The following is a 14,462-nucleotide window of genomic DNA, read 5'->3' as shown; positions in this document are numbered from 1 at the left end:
ACCTCTCCCCCTGTTCGACCAGCAGGCGGCGGCGGTAAAGACATGTCAGTCATCTGCGGTTAAGACTGTCGCCGATGAAAATGCTTGCCACGCGCCATGCCCGGCCCCGGGTGGACCAGCAGGTCGCCCTGCTTTCGATCCTGGGATTCTGGCTGTTCTACATGATCATCGTCACGCTGCGCGCGGCGGTGCTGGATTTTCCCGCCCAGGAAGAGCTGGTGATCCGCCGGGTGGCGGTGACCGTGTTCGGCATCGTCACCAATGTTGCGCTGTATCTGGGCCTGCGCTGGTTCGAGGACAAACCGCTGACCCCGCGGATCATCGCCGCGTGCATCGGCGCGATCCCCGCGGCGCTGGCGATCTCGTCGTTCAATTATTTCGCGTTCAACGTCTATGATCCGATCAGCGTGTTCGAGGACAGCGAACTGCGCGAGAAGATCGCCGAGATCGATCCGCTCGCCATCGTGCTCGAGTTCGCGATCTCGAGCTATTATTTCCTGATGTCGTGGGCGATGCTCTATCTGGCGCTGAGCTATGCCAGCGAAGTGCGCGCGGCCGAGCGCCGTGCGGCGCGCTTTGCCCAGGCCGCGCAGCAGGCCGAGCTGCGCAGCTTGCGCTATCAGGTCAATCCGCATTTTCTGTTCAACACGTTGAATTCGCTGTCTACCCTGGTGCTGCGCAACCGCCCGGAAGAGGCCGAGTCGATGATCATGAACCTGTCGACCTTCTATCGCACCAGCCTGACCGGCGATCCGCTGGACGATGTGCCGCTGGCCGACGAGGTGCAGCTGCAGCAGCTGTATCTGGCGATCGAGGCGGTGCGCTTTCCCGACCGGCTGAAGATCGAGATCGACGTGCCCGATGCGGTGATGAGCTGCTGCGTGCCCGGGCTGATCCTGCAGCCGCTGGTCGAGAACGCGATCAAATACGGCGTTGCGCGCGCCACCCGCCCGGTGACGATCCGCATCACCGCGCGCGAGGTGGACGATGTGCTCAACATCATCGTCAGCGATGACGGCGATGTCATCCCCTCGGATCAGGACAAGGGCAGCGGCATCGGCCTTGCCAATGTCCGCGACCGGCTGGATGCCCGGTACGGCAGCGCGGCGCGGATCGAATGGCATGTCCCGTTTGAAGGAGGCTTTGTGGTGGATTTGACCCTGCCGGCGGTGCGCCATGACTGTTGAGGCCGATACCGCACCGCTCAGAACCATGATCGTCGACGACGAACCGCTTGCGGTCGAACGCCTGCAGCTGCTGTGCGCGCGGCTGGGCCAGATCAGCCTGGTGGGCACCGCCAGCGACGGCGAATCGGCGCTGCGGCTGGCCGAGCAATTGCGCCCCGAACTGGTGTTCCTCGACATCAACATGCCCCGGCTGGACGGCATGGGTGTCGCCCGCGCGCTGGGCAAGATGGACCAGACGCCCGCGATCATCTTCGTCACCGCCTATCAGGCGTTCGCGGTCGAGGCGTTCGATCTGGCGGCGATCGACTATCTGCTCAAGCCCGTCGCCACCGACCGACTGGAGCGAGCGGTCGCGCGCGTCATGGAGCGGCGCAACTTCGTGCTCTCCAACCCCGTGCCCGATGCGCCGCCCGCCAGCCAGGACTGGGTGCGCGAATTCTGGGTCCCGCACCGCTCCGAACTCAAGCGCATCGATGCCGACCTGATCGAGCGGATCGATGCCGAGCGCGACTATATGCGGCTGCACGTCGGCACCCGCAGCTATCTGATGCACGAGACGATCAAGACGCTGGAAGAGCGGCTGGACCCTTCGCGCTTCGTCCGGCTGCACCGCTCGCACATCGTGCGCCACGACTACATCACCTCGCTGCGCCACAATGGCGGCGGCGTGTGGTTCGCGTGCCTCGCCGATGGCAGCGAACTGCGCGTCGGGCGGACGTATCTGGCGCGGGTGAAGGAAATGGCGGGCCGGTAGGGCGCGCGGCGGCTCCCCCCCTCCCGGATCCCCCGCGAAGGCGGGGGCCCATCACCTGCCCTGCCGATCTCTCACCTGCCAGGAGATGGCCCCCTGCCTCCGCAGGGGACCGGCTGGGAAGGATGCCGGGGTTACTCCTGAAACGCGGCAACGATATCCGCAGTCACACGCGCGGGCCTGCCGGTCGCCTTGTCGAGCATCGCCCAGGTTGAAATCGCGCTGACAATTGCGCGCCCGTTCGCATCGTTGAACACGGCATGCCGGGCAAAGCGCGCGCCCTTGGGGGTGCCGGGGACCCAGGTCCGCCCCACCGCCTGCTCGCCCAGCGCAATGTTGCCGCGATAATCGATCTCGTGCCGGACGATCACCCAGAAATAGGCATCGACATGCGCAGGGTCAGCCGCAGCCTGCCAATGCGCCACCGACAGCTCCTGCAGCCACTGCACCCAGACGGCATTGTTGACATGGCCCAGCTCATCGATGTGCTGCGGCTCGGCGGTAAAGGTGCGTTCGAAGCTGTTCATACAAAAAGGCCCGGCTGATGGTGTGTCAGCCGGGCCATATTGTCAGTCGGCCTTGGTGTCGCTGGCCTTTTTGGCGGCCCTCGGCTTGCGGGCCTTGGGTGCCTTGGGCGGAGCGGGGACGATCTCGAAGGCCATCGCGCCATCCTTGAGATGGACGTTGACCTCGCCGCCCTGCACCAGCTTGCCGAACAGCAGTTCCTCGGCCAGCGGCTGCTTGATCTTTTCCTGGATCAGCCGCGCCATCGGACGTGCGCCGTACAGGCGATCATAGCCCTTCTCGCACAGCCAGTCGCGCGCCGCCTGGTCTAGACGGATGTGGACGTTCTGTTCGGCCAGCTGCAGTTCGAGCTGGAGGATGAACTTGTCCACGACGCGTGCGACGACTTCGGTGCCGAGATAGGCAAACGGAACGACCGCATCGAGACGGTTGCGGAATTCGGGGGTGAACATCTTCTTCACCGCCTCGTCCGACGCATCCTCCTTGCTGACATCGCCAAAGCCGATGCCTTCACGCGCCATGTCGGCAGCTCCGGCATTGGTGGTCATGATCAGCACGACATTGCGGAAGTCGACCGTCTTGCCGTGGTGGTCGGTCAGCTTGCCGTTGTCCATCACCTGCAGCAGGATATTGAACAGATCGGGGTGCGCCTTTTCGATCTCGTCGAGCAACAGCACACAATGCGGCTGCTGGTCGATCGCATCGGTGAGCAGACCGCCCTGATCATAGCCGACATAGCCCGGAGGCGCGCCGATCAGCCGCGAGACCGAGTGCCGCTCCATATATTCCGACATGTCGAAACGCTGCAGCGGGATGCCCATGATGCTGGCGAGCTGACGGGCAACCTCGGTCTTGCCGACGCCGGTGGGGCCGGAGAACAGATAGTTGCCGATCGGCTTGTCCGGATCGCGCAGGCCCGCACGGCTCAGCTTGATCGCGCTGGACAGCACCTCGATCGCCTTGTTCTGGCCGAACACGACGCGCTTGAGGTCGCGGTCGAGATGCTCGAGCACCTTCTTGTCGTCCTTCGACACCGACTTGGGCGGGATGCGTGCCATCGTCGCGATCACGCTTTCGATCTCGCGCGCGGTGATGATCTTGCGCCGCTTGTTGGGCGGAACCAGCATCTGCATCGCGCCGACTTCGTCGATCACGTCGATCGCCTTGTCGGGCAGCTTGCGGTCGTTGATGTAGCGCGCCGAAAGCTCGACCGCGGTCTTGATCGCCTCAGGCGTGTACTTGACCTTGTGGTGATCCTCGAACGCGCTGCGCAGACCCTTGAGGATCTTGATCGTGTCCTCGATGGTCGGCTCGTTGACGTCGATCTTCTGGAACCGGCGCAGCAAGGCGCGGTCCTTTTCGAAGTGGTTGCGGAACTCCTTGTAGGTGGTCGAGCCGATGCAGCGGATCGTGCCGCCCGACAGAGCCGGCTTCAAGAGGTTCGAGGCATCCATCGCGCCGCCGCTGGTGGCACCAGCGCCGATCACGGTGTGGATTTCGTCGATAAACAGCACCGCGTGCGGCATCTTCTCGAGCTCGGAGACGACCTGCTTGAGCCGCTCCTCGAAGTCTCCGCGATAGCGGGTGCCCGCCAGCAGCGCGCCCATGTCGAGCGAGTAGATCACCGCCTTTTCGAGCACTTCGGGGACATCGCCCTCGACGATCTTGCGCGCCAGGCCCTCGGCGATCGCGGTCTTGCCGACGCCGGGGTCACCCACATAGAGCGGGTTGTTCTTGGAACGACGGCACAGGATCTGGATCGTGCGATCGACCTCGGGACCACGACCGATCAGCGGATCGATCTTGCCCGCCATCGCGCGCGCATTCAGGTTGACGGTGAACTGGTCGAGCGCACTGTCCTTCTTCTGCTTGCCAGAGGTGTCCTGCTTTTCTTCCTGCGGTTCCTCGCTGCCGCGCGGGCTGCGCTGCTCGACCGCCTGGCCGCCCTTGCCGATGCCGTGGCTGATATAGCTCACCGCATCGAGACGGCTCATGTCCTGCTGCTGCAGGAAATAGACGGCGTAGCTCTCGCGCTCGGAGAACAGCGCCACGAGCACGTTGGCGCCGGTGACGACATCCTTGCCCGAGGACTGGACGTGCAGGATCGCGCGCTGAACGACGCGCTGGAAGCCGGAAGTCGGCGCCGGATCGGTCTTTTCGGCGACCTTGAGCGAGTCCAGCTCGTTGTCGAGATAGTGCGTTACCGCATCACCCAGCTCGCCAAGGTCCACGCCGCAGGCCTGCATGACCTGCGCGGCATCGGCATCGTCGATCAGCGCGAGCAGCAGATGCTCCAGCGTGGCATATTCATGGCGGCGGTCGGCGGCATTGTGCAGCGCCTGGTGCAGCGTTTTTTCGAGGGATTCGGCAAAGGACGGCATAGCAGCGATACTCCGCGCCGGGCGGAAGGCCCGGTCTTTCAATCAGTGTGCCCGGAAAAAGAGCCGGGCCTCTTTGGTCAAGCGCCTCATTGCCAATGCCCCAAGTCCACTCCGGGGCGCTTCCACCTGATAATATAGGCGAGTGTCTCGCCAAATCCAGCCGGGCGCAAGCCCAAGCTCAAGAATAATACCAGCAAGGACCATGCCACATGGGAAGGGGCCGTTTTCGGGTATGCCGGCAGCGTCCGCTCAAAGCGGGGTGCTGCAGCTAGCTCTTGCGGAACAGCGCCTCGGCACTGGCGCGGTGGCGCGTGGCAAAGGCCTTGCGCGCCTCGCAGCGCGCGATTTCGGCGCGGCAAAGCGCGATCCGGGTGTCGAGCTCGTCCAGCGAATAGGCATCGACATCCTCGCTGCCCAGTTTCTGGGCAGCATCGGCGCGCAGCCGGGAGAGGCTCTCATCGGGTTCCATCGGAGCTTAGTGTTGACCCGGACAGGCTAACTGTCAATATGACCGGGCGCTAATCCGCTGACGGCGCACGCAAACAGGGGGCAAAGCATGTCGGCTTTGGCAACAGCCACAGTGATACCAACGGTCATGCAGGCCATCGACTATGCCGAGCCCGGCGGGCCGGAGGTGCTGGTGGCGGTCGAGATGCCGGTTCCAGTCCCTGCGCAGGGCGAGGTGCTGGTTCGCGTGGAAGCAGCCGGCGTCAACCGCCCCGATGTCATCCAGCGCCAGGGCTTCTATCCGCCCCCGCCGGGCGCTCCGCATGTTCCCGGGCTGGAGATTGCCGGCACCGTGGTCGCGGTCGGACCCGATACGGACGATGCGATGATCGGCCAGCCGGTCTGCGCGCTGGTCGCAGGCGGCGGCTATGCCGAATATTGCGTCGCGCGCGCCGACCATTGCCTGACCGTTCCGTCGGGCATCTCGATGGCAGAGGCTGCGGCGCTCCCCGAAACACTGTTTACCGTGTGGCACAACCTGTTCCAGCGCGGCTATGCCCGCGATGGCGAGACCGTATTGGTGCATGGCGGCACCAGCGGCATCGGATCGATGGCGATCATGCTGGGCAAGCTTTTCGACCTCAAGGTCATCGTCACCTGCGGCAGCGACGACAAATGCGCCGCAGCGCTGAAGATCGGCGCGGCGCATGCGATCAACTACAAGACGCATGATTTCGTCGAGGAGGTGAAGACGCTCACCGGCGGCAAGGGCGTCGAGATCGTGCTCGACATGGTCGGCGGCAGCTATTTGCCGCGCAACATGGCGTGCCTGGCCGATGATGGCCGCAACGTCACCATCGCGGTGCAGGGCGGCATGAAGGCCGAGATTTCGGTGCTGGAGATCATGCGTCGCCGCCTGACGCTGACCGGATCGACTCTGCGCCCGCGCTCGAACAGCTTCAAGGCGCTGCTCGCCGACGAGATTTCACGCGAGGTGTGGCCGCTCGTCGCCACCGGCGAGCTCAGCCCGATTATCCACAGCCGCTATCCGCTGCGCGACGCCGCCAAGGCGCATGCGCAGATGGAATCGGGTGATCTGGTCGGCAAGATCGTGCTCGAGATCGGCTGACCGCGTCCGCCGGGCCTCCTTACCGCTCAATACCCTGCCGTGGTATCGCCCGGATCGATCATCGGCGCGCCGAAGTTATCGGTCGGCTCGCCATATTCATCGGGCTTGCCATAGTCGCGTTCGCCATAGCCTTTGGGTTTCGACGGTCCGCCATTGCCACCGAACGCGTCCAGCATCGCGCGGTTGAGCGATTGCGTCATGCCGGGGTTGGTGGCGATCGCCACCAGATCGAGCACGCCGTTGAAGGTTCGCCCGGACTCGCGATAGCTCATGTCGCGGTCGAGGTCTGTCGCCACATCGCGCACCGCCTCTTCGAGGATCCCGGCGACCCTGTCTTCCGACACGACCAGCCGGGTGTTGCGGACGTCCTTCACCGGAGCGACATCGACCGTTGCGCGGATCACCGTCTTGCCCGGATCATCCCCCGGCACGAAGCTCAGCGTGATCGTCGAGCCGTCGGAATCGGCACTGGAAGGGACATGCCAGGTGATCGCCTTGCCATCCTCGCGGGTGATCACGACATCCTTGTCGAGCGACATCAGCTCGGAATCGCGCAGCGCCGAGCCATAGCCAGTTGCGGTGTTGAAGGCGGAATAGACCAGCTGCGGGCTATCGTTGACGGTGACCGAAAAGTCCTCGGTCCCTCCGTTGACACCGGACAGGCCCCCCGCCAATCCGCCTGCGCCGACGATCAGCCCGAACATGATGGTCAATGGCCGCATGGACACACTCCGCCTGCTGTTTGCTCGCCGGGGATAATTCAGACGCGTAAAGAAATGGTGATCGCACCTGCCGACATAGGCTGTGCCGGACCGGAACATTTGCCCTTCTTGTCACAAAGCCGTCATCGCTATGCGATTCCAGATGTCACATTAAACGCCCATTGGCGTGGTCCCGAGGGAAAAACTTTTCCGCACGGGAGCATCAACCGGCATGGCACTGGACGACTTCAGCAATCAGATCAGCGCGTTGATCGATGGTCACGGCAGCAGCGGGGTCGGAGGGGGTTTCGACAATGTCGCAGGCTTCCCCGATGGCCAGCCCTACACCCCCGAACCACCGCTCGAGGCGCGCCGCCGCTATCGGACCATCTGGATTTCGGACGTGCATCTGGGCACCAAGGGCTGCAACGCCAGCCTGCTGATCGATTTCCTCGACCATGTCGACAGCGACACCATGTATCTGGTGGGCGACATCATCGATGGCTGGCGGCTGAAGAAGAAGTTCTACTGGCCGCCGGCGCACAACGATATCGTCTGGCGCATCCTGAAGCGCGCCAAGCGCGGCACGCGGATCGTCTACATCCCCGGAAACCATGACGAGATGTTCCGACAGTTTTCCGGGCTGAACTTCGGCGGGGTCGAGATCCGCCGCGCCGCGTTCCACGAGACCGCCGATGGCAGGCGGCTGATGGTGCTGCACGGCGACGAGTTCGACACCATCATGCTCGCGCACCGCTGGCTCGCGTTCGTCGGCGACACGCTCTACCACGCGCTGATGGGGATGAACCTGTGGGTCAACTGGGTCCGCCAGCGGCTGGGCCTGTCGTATTGGTCGCTGTCCAAGATGGCCAAGCACAAGGTCAAGAATGCGGTCGAGTTCATCTCGCGCTTCGAGGAACTGGTCGCGCGCGCCGCATCCGAGCGCGGCGTGGACGGGGTGGTGTGCGGGCATATCCACACTGCCGACATCCGCACCATCGGCGGGGTCGAATACTATAACGACGGCGACTGGGTGGAGGGCTGTACCGCCTTGGTCGAGCATTTCGACGGGCGGATGGAGGTGCTGCACTGGGCCGACATCATGGCCGAGCGCCAGGCCGCCGAGACCGACCAGCAGGCGCGCGGCGCCTTGCAGCCCCAGGCCGCGTGAGCATGGGCAGCCTCGCCAGAAGCGCTGGCGTGAAGATCGCGATCGTCACCGATGCCTGGTCGCCGCAGGTCAATGGCGTGGTGCGCACGCTGACCTCGGTCACCGACCGGTTGCGCGCGCTGGGCCATGACGTGCTGGTCATCTCGCCCGATCAATATGCCTCGATCCCATGCCCCTCCTACCCGGAAATCCGGCTGGCGCTGGCGACGCGGCACGGCGTGGGCACGCGGCTCACCGATTTTGCCCCCGATGCAGTGCACATCGCCACCGAAGGGCCGCTGGGCATCGCCGCGCGGCGTTTCTGCCTGAACCATGGCTATCCCTTTACCACCGCCTATCACACCCAGTTTCCCGATTATCTCGCACGGCGCACGGGGCTTCCCGCCAGCGTCTTCTGGCCGTTCATCCGCTGGTTCCACGCGCCGGCCACCGCAATCCTGGTGTCGACCGAGACGGTGCGCGCACAGTTGCGCGCGCAGGGGCTGCACCAGCTGGTGCACTGGGGTCGCGGCGTGGACCTCGCCTGCTTCACCCCGTCCGCGCCCGTGCCTGCGCTCTATGCCGACCTCCCCCGGCCGATCCAGCTCTATGTCGGCCGCGTTGCGGTGGAGAAGAACATCGAGGCGTTCCTCGCCAGCGAGCACCCCGGATCGAGGGTGGTGGTGGGCGATGGCCCGGCGCGAGAGGCTTTGGCCCGCGCCTATCCGCACGCGCACTTCGTCGGCGCGCAAACGGGCGCCGCGCTGGCGGGCTTTTATGCGGGCGCCGATGTGTTCGTCTTCCCCAGCCGCACCGATACCTTCGGGCTGGTGATGATCGAGGCGATGGCCTGCGGCACCCCGGTCGCCGCTTATCCCGTCTCGGGCCCGCTCGATGTGCTGGCGTCGGCATCGGGGGTGATGGATGAGGACCTCACCCGGGCGATTGCGGGCGCGCTGCGGCTCGACCGCCAGGCCTGTGCCCGCGCCGGGCGCAGCTTCACCTGGGAAGCGAGCACCCGCCAGTTCCTGAACGCGCTGGTCCCGATCACAGCACCGGTCGCGCTGGCGGCATGAAGGTGGCCGCGACGTCAAAAGTGCCTGGCCGGAGATAGCATTTGGCAACCGTCGCTGTTTGTCGTACGTTCGATTCGGGTCGCCCGTTAGGTTTTTTCACCAAAAACAGGGGCGAATATGACCATCAAATGGATTTTGCAGACCGCACTGCCGTGCGCGCTCATGGTGGGCGCGGTCACCTTTGCAGGCCATCAGGCGCTTGAGGCGGCCGATCACTTCGATCCGCCTGCGCGCACGGGATCGGACACCAACACCGTCGGGTTTGATGTCGCTGCGGATATCTCCGACCTGTTTGCCTTTCACGACGTGACCAACGTTTATGTGGCAATCGGATTTGGCGGCCCCTCCGCCACCAATCTGCCGGGCTTTTACGATCCCGACGTTCTCTACACGATCAATGTATCGAACACCGGCACGCGCACCGACATCGAGATCCCGATCGAAATCCGGTTCGGCCGCGACGGTGTGAACCCGGGCATCGAGGTGCGCAATCTGCCAGGGGCCGGCCCATTGCGCGGTCCGGTCGAGCGCAACCTGATGACCAACAACGGCATCACTGTGCGCGCAGGCGTGTTTGACGACCCGTTCAATTTCGATCCGCAGGGGCTGCGCGACTCGCGCGCTACCGGCAATCTGTCGTTCAGCAACACGCGCAACCGGTTCGCCAACCTCAACACGACCTTCGTCGTCATCGCGATTCCCCGCGGATTGATCGATCGCGGACAACCGCTCGACATCTGGACGTCGTCCGCACGGATCAGGAGCTGATCGCCATGGCACGTATCCCATCCTCGCTCGCGCTCGCCGGAGTCCTGGCAGCATCCGCCCTGCTCGCCGGTTGCGGCAGCAATGACCCGGTCGAAAACGCCGTTGTCGTACCGCCGGTTGCCGTGGCACCGACGCCGACCCCAACGCCCACACCGACGCCCACCCCGGTTCCCACCAGCTTCAACGTCACCCCCTGCCTCAACCAGACTGTCGTTCCTGGCCGCACGGTGGCCAATCTAGTGGTACCAGACGTGTTGCAGATGGATCTCAACCAGCCTGCGGGCTTTCCCAATGGCCGCCGGTTTCTCGATCCGGTGGTCGATGTGACGCTCGCGGTGATCTTCCTCGATCTTGCACGGCATCCGGCCACCACTTTCGCAGCGATTCCGGTCAACCCGAACCGGGCCGACCAGCCGCTGCTCACTACCTTCCCGTTCCTGGCAGCGCCGCTGGGCGCTCCGCCGACGTCGGGCGGCGCGGGCACCAACTTCACCTTCCGCACCGACCTGCCATCGGCGTACACGCGGGTTGACCGCGCGGGCATGCCGGCGGTGTCGACCGCGCTGATATCGGGCAACCCCAACAAGAACAGCTATAACGACGACACCCCGACGATCGACGCGACCGGCAAATGGGTGCCCGAACTGTCGGGCACGCTCACCATCCTGACCAATGCGCTGGCCGATGATTTCACCCGGCTGGGGCTGAGCCTGTGCGCCAGACCCAGCTGAGATGCAGACAGCACGCTTGAATGGCCCGGGCATCGTCCCGGTGCTGGCCGCGCTGAAATGGTGGATCTTGGCGGCGGTGGTGATCGGTGCGCTGTGGGCCACCGAGCGCTTCACCGCCGACGATGCGACCCCCGAGGCCATCGCCTGGGGGGAATCGCCCTTTTCCGGCGAGGGCCCGCCGCGGAGCTATCGCGATGCGATCCAACGCTCGGACCGCGCCATCGTTAATGCGCGCGCCGCCGCGCAGGCGGCTCCCGACCAGTGGCTGATGCACGAGATCCACGCGAGCGAGGTGCTGGCGCGGGCGCAGCTGTCGGGATCCTATGACGATTACGCCGCCGCGCGCCAGGCGCTCGAGGCCGCGTTCAAAGTGGCGGTGCAGGGCAGCGGGCCGCATCTGATGCAGGCCTCGCTCGATTTCAGCATGCACCGGCTGCCACAGGCGCAGGCCCAGCTCGCTGCGATCGATGGCTATGCCGTCCCGCCCGAATCGGGCGATCGCGCCGAGATTGCCGCGATGCGCGGCGACATCGCCTTTTACAGCGGCGACTATCAGGCTGCGCTCGCGCTTTACGATCAGGCCGACGCATTGGTCCCCGGCTCGGCGAGCTTCCGCCGCGCGATCTTCGCTGCGCGGACCGGCGATGTCGATCAGGCCGATGCCTATCTGGTCGAGGCCGAGCGTGCGTATCGCTCGCCCACCCCGCAGACGCGGTCCTATATGGAATTGCAGCGCGGCATTCTCGATCTCGATCGCGGGCGGCTCAACGAGGCGATGAGCCATTTCAGAAAGGCCGACGCGCTGTTTCCGGGCCGCTGGCTGATCGAGGAGCATATCGCCGAGGTGCTGAACCTGCAGGGCAAGACGGCGAAATCCGAGGCCTTGTACCGCGACATCGTCCGTCGCACCGGCCACCCCGAATTCATCGACGCGCTGGCGGGTATAGCCGAGGCGCGCGGCAACACCGCCGAGGCGAAACGCCTCTATGCCCGGTCCTGGGCGATCTGGACCAAAAGGCTGCAGCAGTTTCCGCAGGCGACCTATGGCCATGCGATCGACCATTGCATCGCGCGGCAGGATTGGGCCTGTGCATTGACATTGGCGCAGCGCAACCATGAAGCGCGCCCGTATGGCGAGGCCAAGATCGCGCTCGCCCGCGCATTGCTCGGCAACGGACAGGTGGTGCAGGCGCGCACGCTGATCGAGCAGGTGCTCGCCTCGCGCTGGCGCACGCCCGATCTGCACGCCGCCGCTGCCGACATCTACCAAGCCAGCGGCATGGCCGAAAAGGCCGCAGAACAGCGCCGCCGCGCGCGGGCGCTGAACCCGCTGGCGTGAAGCAGCGCACGGCGCGGGATGCGCTTGGCTGATGCACGGCGCGATCGAACCGGCTAGTCTTGCGCCATGACCACAACCCGCAATCCTGCCGGGCAGCACGATCAGGTAACCTTCGATTTCTATGCGCACGAAGCGAGCGCCTATGTCGGTACGGGACAGGAACAGCCCTGCGCATGCGCGTACAGCTTGCTCCACGCCGCGCTTTGTCATATACGCTGCCTGTTACACGGCCACCCCGCAAGGGGTGGCCATATTTTTTGGAGAAACGCGCATGTCTGCCAACCCCCAGCCGCTGATGCCGCACGCCACCGCATCCTGGATGGTCGACAATACCGGCCTCAGCTTCGAACAGATTGCCGATTTCTGCGGCCTGCACATCCTGGAAGTCCAGGCGATGGCCGATGACCTCGCCAGTTCGAAGTACACCGGTCGCGATCCGGTGCGCGCGGGCGAACTGCTGCTCAGCGAAATCGAAAAGGGCCAGGCCGATCCCGAGTATCGCCTGAAGATCCAGGTCGGCCCGGCGCAGGTCCGCCGCACCAAGGGTCCGCGCTATACGCCCGTTTCCAAGCGCCAGGACAAGCCCGATGGCATCGCCTGGATCCTGCGCAACCACCCCGAGATTTCGGACGCACAGGTAGGCAAGCTGATCGGCACCACGCGCAACACCATCGCCGCGATCCGCGACCGCAGCCACTGGAACATCTCGAACATCCAGCCCAAGGACCCGGTGACGCTGGGCCTGTGCTCGCAGCGCGAGCTCGATGCGATCGTCGCCAAGGCCGCCAAGAAGGCCGGGATCACCGAAGAGGTGCAGACCGACACCCGTCTGGGAGGTGACCGCGAGGCGCTGATCGAGGAGCTGCGCGCCGAACGCAGCGCCGCCAACAAGGCCGCCGAGGATGCCGCGCGCGAAGCGGAGATCGAATCGGCGCTGCTCGCCGGAACGGAAAGCCGGCCCGAAGGCGACCACGCCTGATGGAGGGCCTGGCGCCGGACGCACTGGTACCGGACGCATTGACCCCGGACGCCCTCGCTACGCGCGCCGGGCCGCCCGCCTACGATGCCTCGCTCGCCGATCATGGTCTGGAGGCGAAGGAATTCCGCGGGCTGACCTATCCGCTGGGCGATCATGCGCCCGGCTATGGCGAATATTTCGCCATTGCGCCGGGGCTGGGCTGGACCCGCCTCCCCGTCCCCGGGCCGCTCGACCATATCAACATCTGGCTGCTCGACGATTGCGACGAGCAGGGTGATGGCGTCGCGATCGTCGATACCGGCCTGTACATGCCCGAATCGACCGACGCGTGGAAATCGCTGTTCGCAAGCGGCCTGCAGGGCCGGCGGATCACCCGCGTGTTCGTCACCCATTTCCACCCCGATCATGTCGGCGCCGCCGGCTGGCTGTGCCGCCGTTTCGGTATCGGGCTGTGGATGAACCGCACCGAATGGCTGATGGCGCGGATGCTGACATCCGATGTCCGAGCCGAACCGCCCGCAGAAGCGCTCGACCAGATGCGCATGGCGGGCTGGGACGATGCCCGCATCGAACAGATGCGCCAGAAGGGCTGGGGCAATTTCGCGCGGATGGTCTCGGAAGTGCCGGTCAGCCACACAAGGCTCGACGATGGCGCGGATGTCGCCATCGGCGCGCGCACCTGGACGGTGATGACCGGCGGCGGCCACACCCCCGAGCATGCGTGTCTGGTCGACCGCGAAGGCCAGGTGGTGATCGCCGGAGACCAGATCCTGCCGCGGATCACCTCCAACGTCTCGGTGATGACCAGCGAACCACATGCTGACCCGCTGCGCGAGTGGCTCGACAGCATCGCCAAGTTCAGGGCCGCGCTCAGCGGTGACGAACTCATCCTGCCCGCCCACGGTTTTCCGTTCACCGGCGTGCACGCACGGCTCGATGCGCTGCGCGACGGGCATATCGACCGGCTGAACGTGCTCGAGGACGCGCTGAAGCAGCGCGCCATGCGCGCGGTCGACACCTTCTCGATCCTGTTCGCGCGCGAGGTGGACGACACCGTCTATGGCATCGCCACCGGCGAGGCGATGGCGCATCTGCGCTATCTGGAGTGCGCTGGCCGCGCAACCTGCACGGTGCGCGACGGCGTGGGCTGGTATTCAGCCTGAGCCTTTGTGCCGGCGTCAGATTCCAGCATACCACTCATAACCGGCGGCATCTTCCCAATAGCCGCCGCCCCCGCCATAGCTCAGGCGGTAATCGGCCACGGCCTCGATGCGGCGGATGTATTTGGCGTGCTTGTA

At 65.1% G+C, this 14,462-nt stretch carries 15 protein-coding genes (1 of these 15 running past the window's edge); 10 read left to right on the top strand and 5 right to left on the bottom strand.

The annotated features are described in order from the left end of the window. Window positions 1-80 precede the first annotated feature (80 nt). Together B5J99_RS06645 and B5J99_RS06640 are read left to right on the top strand one after the other, a co-directional pair. On the top strand, window positions 81-1,187 hold the full coding sequence (locus tag B5J99_RS06645; RefSeq protein WP_054136056.1) for a sensor histidine kinase: 1,107 nt from the start codon (window positions 81-83) through the stop codon (window positions 1,185-1,187). After that, window positions 1,177-1,941, top strand: a complete 765-nt coding sequence (locus B5J99_RS06640) for a LytR/AlgR family response regulator transcription factor (protein ID WP_054136040.1) — start codon at window positions 1,177-1,179, stop codon at window positions 1,939-1,941. Before B5J99_RS06645 ends, B5J99_RS06640 begins: the two co-directional genes overlap by 11 nt. A gap of 131 nt (window positions 1,942-2,072) precedes the next feature. Here B5J99_RS06640 and B5J99_RS06635 read toward each other — a convergent pair whose 3' ends face one another. The 3 genes from B5J99_RS06635 to B5J99_RS06625 all read right to left on the bottom strand — a co-directional run bounded on the left by B5J99_RS06635 (window position 2,073) and on the right by B5J99_RS06625 (window position 5,313). Then, window positions 2,073-2,465, bottom strand: coding sequence for an acyl-CoA thioesterase (locus B5J99_RS06635; protein ID WP_117351949.1), 393 nt, complete (start codon window positions 2,463-2,465; stop codon window positions 2,073-2,075). Between the two features lie 42 nt (window positions 2,466-2,507). Beyond that, window positions 2,508-4,844: an ATP-dependent Clp protease ATP-binding subunit ClpA gene (gene clpA / locus B5J99_RS06630; RefSeq protein ID WP_117351948.1), complete on the bottom strand. Its 2,337-nt coding sequence runs from the start codon at window positions 4,842-4,844 to the stop codon at window positions 2,508-2,510. Window positions 4,845-5,112: 268 nt separating this feature from the next. Beyond that, window positions 5,113-5,313 carry a DUF1192 domain-containing protein gene (locus B5J99_RS06625; RefSeq protein WP_117351947.1) on the bottom strand — a complete coding sequence of 67 codons (201 nt, stop codon included), beginning with the start codon at window positions 5,311-5,313 and terminating at the stop codon, window positions 5,113-5,115. An 87-nt stretch (window positions 5,314-5,400) separates the two neighbouring features. On the opposite strand from B5J99_RS06625, the gene B5J99_RS06620 reads away from it, so the two are divergent. Beyond that, entirely contained in the window at window positions 5,401-6,420 is a 1,020-nt protein-coding gene (locus B5J99_RS06620; RefSeq protein ID WP_117351946.1) for an NAD(P)H-quinone oxidoreductase, read from the top strand. A 26-nt stretch (window positions 6,421-6,446) separates the two neighbouring features. On the opposite strand, the gene B5J99_RS06615 is transcribed toward B5J99_RS06620, so the two are convergent. Further along, complete coding sequence (locus tag B5J99_RS06615; RefSeq protein ID WP_117351945.1) at window positions 6,447-7,142, bottom strand: hypothetical protein; 696 nt, start codon at window positions 7,140-7,142, stop codon at window positions 6,447-6,449. 211 nt (window positions 7,143-7,353) lie between these two features. On the opposite strand from B5J99_RS06615, the gene B5J99_RS06610 reads away from it, so the two are divergent. The 7 genes from B5J99_RS06610 (at window position 7,354) to B5J99_RS06580 (ending at window position 14,327) form a co-directional block, all read left to right on the top strand. Continuing rightward, on the top strand, window positions 7,354-8,292 hold the full coding sequence (locus tag B5J99_RS06610) for a UDP-2,3-diacylglucosamine diphosphatase (RefSeq protein WP_082382432.1): 939 nt from the start codon (window positions 7,354-7,356) through the stop codon (window positions 8,290-8,292). Window positions 8,293-8,321: 29 nt separating this feature from the next. Then, the gene (locus tag B5J99_RS06605; RefSeq protein WP_069051987.1) at window positions 8,322-9,347 is read left to right on the top strand and encodes a glycosyltransferase family 4 protein; all 1,026 of its coding nucleotides are present in this window, start codon (window positions 8,322-8,324) and stop codon (window positions 9,345-9,347) included. A gap of 117 nt (window positions 9,348-9,464) precedes the next feature. Beyond that, window positions 9,465-10,115 carry a hypothetical protein gene (locus B5J99_RS06600; RefSeq protein WP_069051224.1) on the top strand — a complete coding sequence of 217 codons (651 nt, stop codon included), beginning with the start codon at window positions 9,465-9,467 and terminating at the stop codon, window positions 10,113-10,115. 5 nt (window positions 10,116-10,120) lie between these two features. Beyond that, window positions 10,121-10,846 (top strand): DUF4331 family protein, encoded by a 726-nt coding sequence (locus B5J99_RS06595; protein WP_231684088.1) that lies wholly within the window; start codon window positions 10,121-10,123, stop codon window positions 10,844-10,846. A 1-nt stretch (window position 10,847) separates the two neighbouring features. After that, the gene (locus B5J99_RS06590) at window positions 10,848-12,185 is read left to right on the top strand and encodes a tetratricopeptide repeat protein (protein WP_245991772.1); all 1,338 of its coding nucleotides are present in this window, start codon (window positions 10,848-10,850) and stop codon (window positions 12,183-12,185) included. A 271-nt stretch (window positions 12,186-12,456) separates the two neighbouring features. Next, window positions 12,457-13,164 (top strand): DUF1013 domain-containing protein, encoded by a 708-nt coding sequence (locus B5J99_RS06585; protein ID WP_054136048.1) that lies wholly within the window; start codon window positions 12,457-12,459, stop codon window positions 13,162-13,164. Next, complete coding sequence (locus tag B5J99_RS06580; RefSeq protein WP_117351944.1) at window positions 13,164-14,327, top strand: MBL fold metallo-hydrolase; 1,164 nt, start codon at window positions 13,164-13,166, stop codon at window positions 14,325-14,327. The genes B5J99_RS06585 and B5J99_RS06580 overlap by 1 nt, the downstream gene beginning before the upstream one ends. A 15-nt stretch (window positions 14,328-14,342) precedes the next feature. Here the strand turns inward: B5J99_RS06580 and B5J99_RS06575 are convergent, their stop codons facing one another. Further along, window positions 14,343-14,462, bottom strand: partial view of a molybdopterin-dependent oxidoreductase gene (locus tag B5J99_RS06575; RefSeq protein ID WP_117351943.1) — the final stretch only. The gene runs 657 nt beyond the window's last position; only the last 120 of its 777 coding nucleotides appear in the window; its start codon lies off the right edge, out of view; the stop codon is at window positions 14,343-14,345.

The sequence above is a fragment of the Blastomonas fulva genome (genome assembly GCF_003431825.1).
Taxonomy (GTDB): domain Bacteria; phylum Pseudomonadota; class Alphaproteobacteria; order Sphingomonadales; family Sphingomonadaceae; genus Blastomonas; species Blastomonas fulva.
This window is presented reverse-complemented; position numbering and strand designations above follow the sequence as displayed.

Excerpts from the sequence above, each read along its gene's own strand:
- B5J99_RS06645 (WP_054136056.1), top strand. The coding sequence starts at position 81 with ATGCTTGCCACGCGCCATGCCCGGCCCCGGGTGGACCAGCAGGTCGCC.
- B5J99_RS06640 (WP_054136040.1), top strand. The coding sequence starts at position 1,177 with ATGACTGTTGAGGCCGATACCGCACCGCTCAGAACCATGATCGTCGAC.
- B5J99_RS06635 (WP_117351949.1), bottom strand. The coding sequence starts at position 2,465 with ATGAACAGCTTCGAACGCACCTTTACCGCCGAGCCGCAGCACATCGAT.
- clpA (WP_117351948.1), bottom strand. The coding sequence starts at position 4,844 with ATGCCGTCCTTTGCCGAATCCCTCGAAAAAACGCTGCACCAGGCGCTG.
- B5J99_RS06625 (WP_117351947.1), bottom strand. The coding sequence starts at position 5,313 with ATGGAACCCGATGAGAGCCTCTCCCGGCTGCGCGCCGATGCTGCCCAG.
- B5J99_RS06620 (WP_117351946.1), top strand. The coding sequence starts at position 5,401 with ATGTCGGCTTTGGCAACAGCCACAGTGATACCAACGGTCATGCAGGCC.
- B5J99_RS06615 (WP_117351945.1), bottom strand. The coding sequence starts at position 7,142 with ATGCGGCCATTGACCATCATGTTCGGGCTGATCGTCGGCGCAGGCGGA.
- B5J99_RS06610 (WP_082382432.1), top strand. The coding sequence starts at position 7,354 with ATGGCACTGGACGACTTCAGCAATCAGATCAGCGCGTTGATCGATGGT.
- B5J99_RS06600 (WP_069051224.1), top strand. The coding sequence starts at position 9,465 with ATGACCATCAAATGGATTTTGCAGACCGCACTGCCGTGCGCGCTCATG.
- B5J99_RS06595 (WP_231684088.1), top strand. The coding sequence starts at position 10,121 with ATGGCACGTATCCCATCCTCGCTCGCGCTCGCCGGAGTCCTGGCAGCA.
- B5J99_RS06590 (WP_245991772.1), top strand. The coding sequence starts at position 10,848 with ATGCAGACAGCACGCTTGAATGGCCCGGGCATCGTCCCGGTGCTGGCC.
- B5J99_RS06585 (WP_054136048.1), top strand. The coding sequence starts at position 12,457 with ATGTCTGCCAACCCCCAGCCGCTGATGCCGCACGCCACCGCATCCTGG.
- B5J99_RS06580 (WP_117351944.1), top strand. The coding sequence starts at position 13,164 with ATGGAGGGCCTGGCGCCGGACGCACTGGTACCGGACGCATTGACCCCG.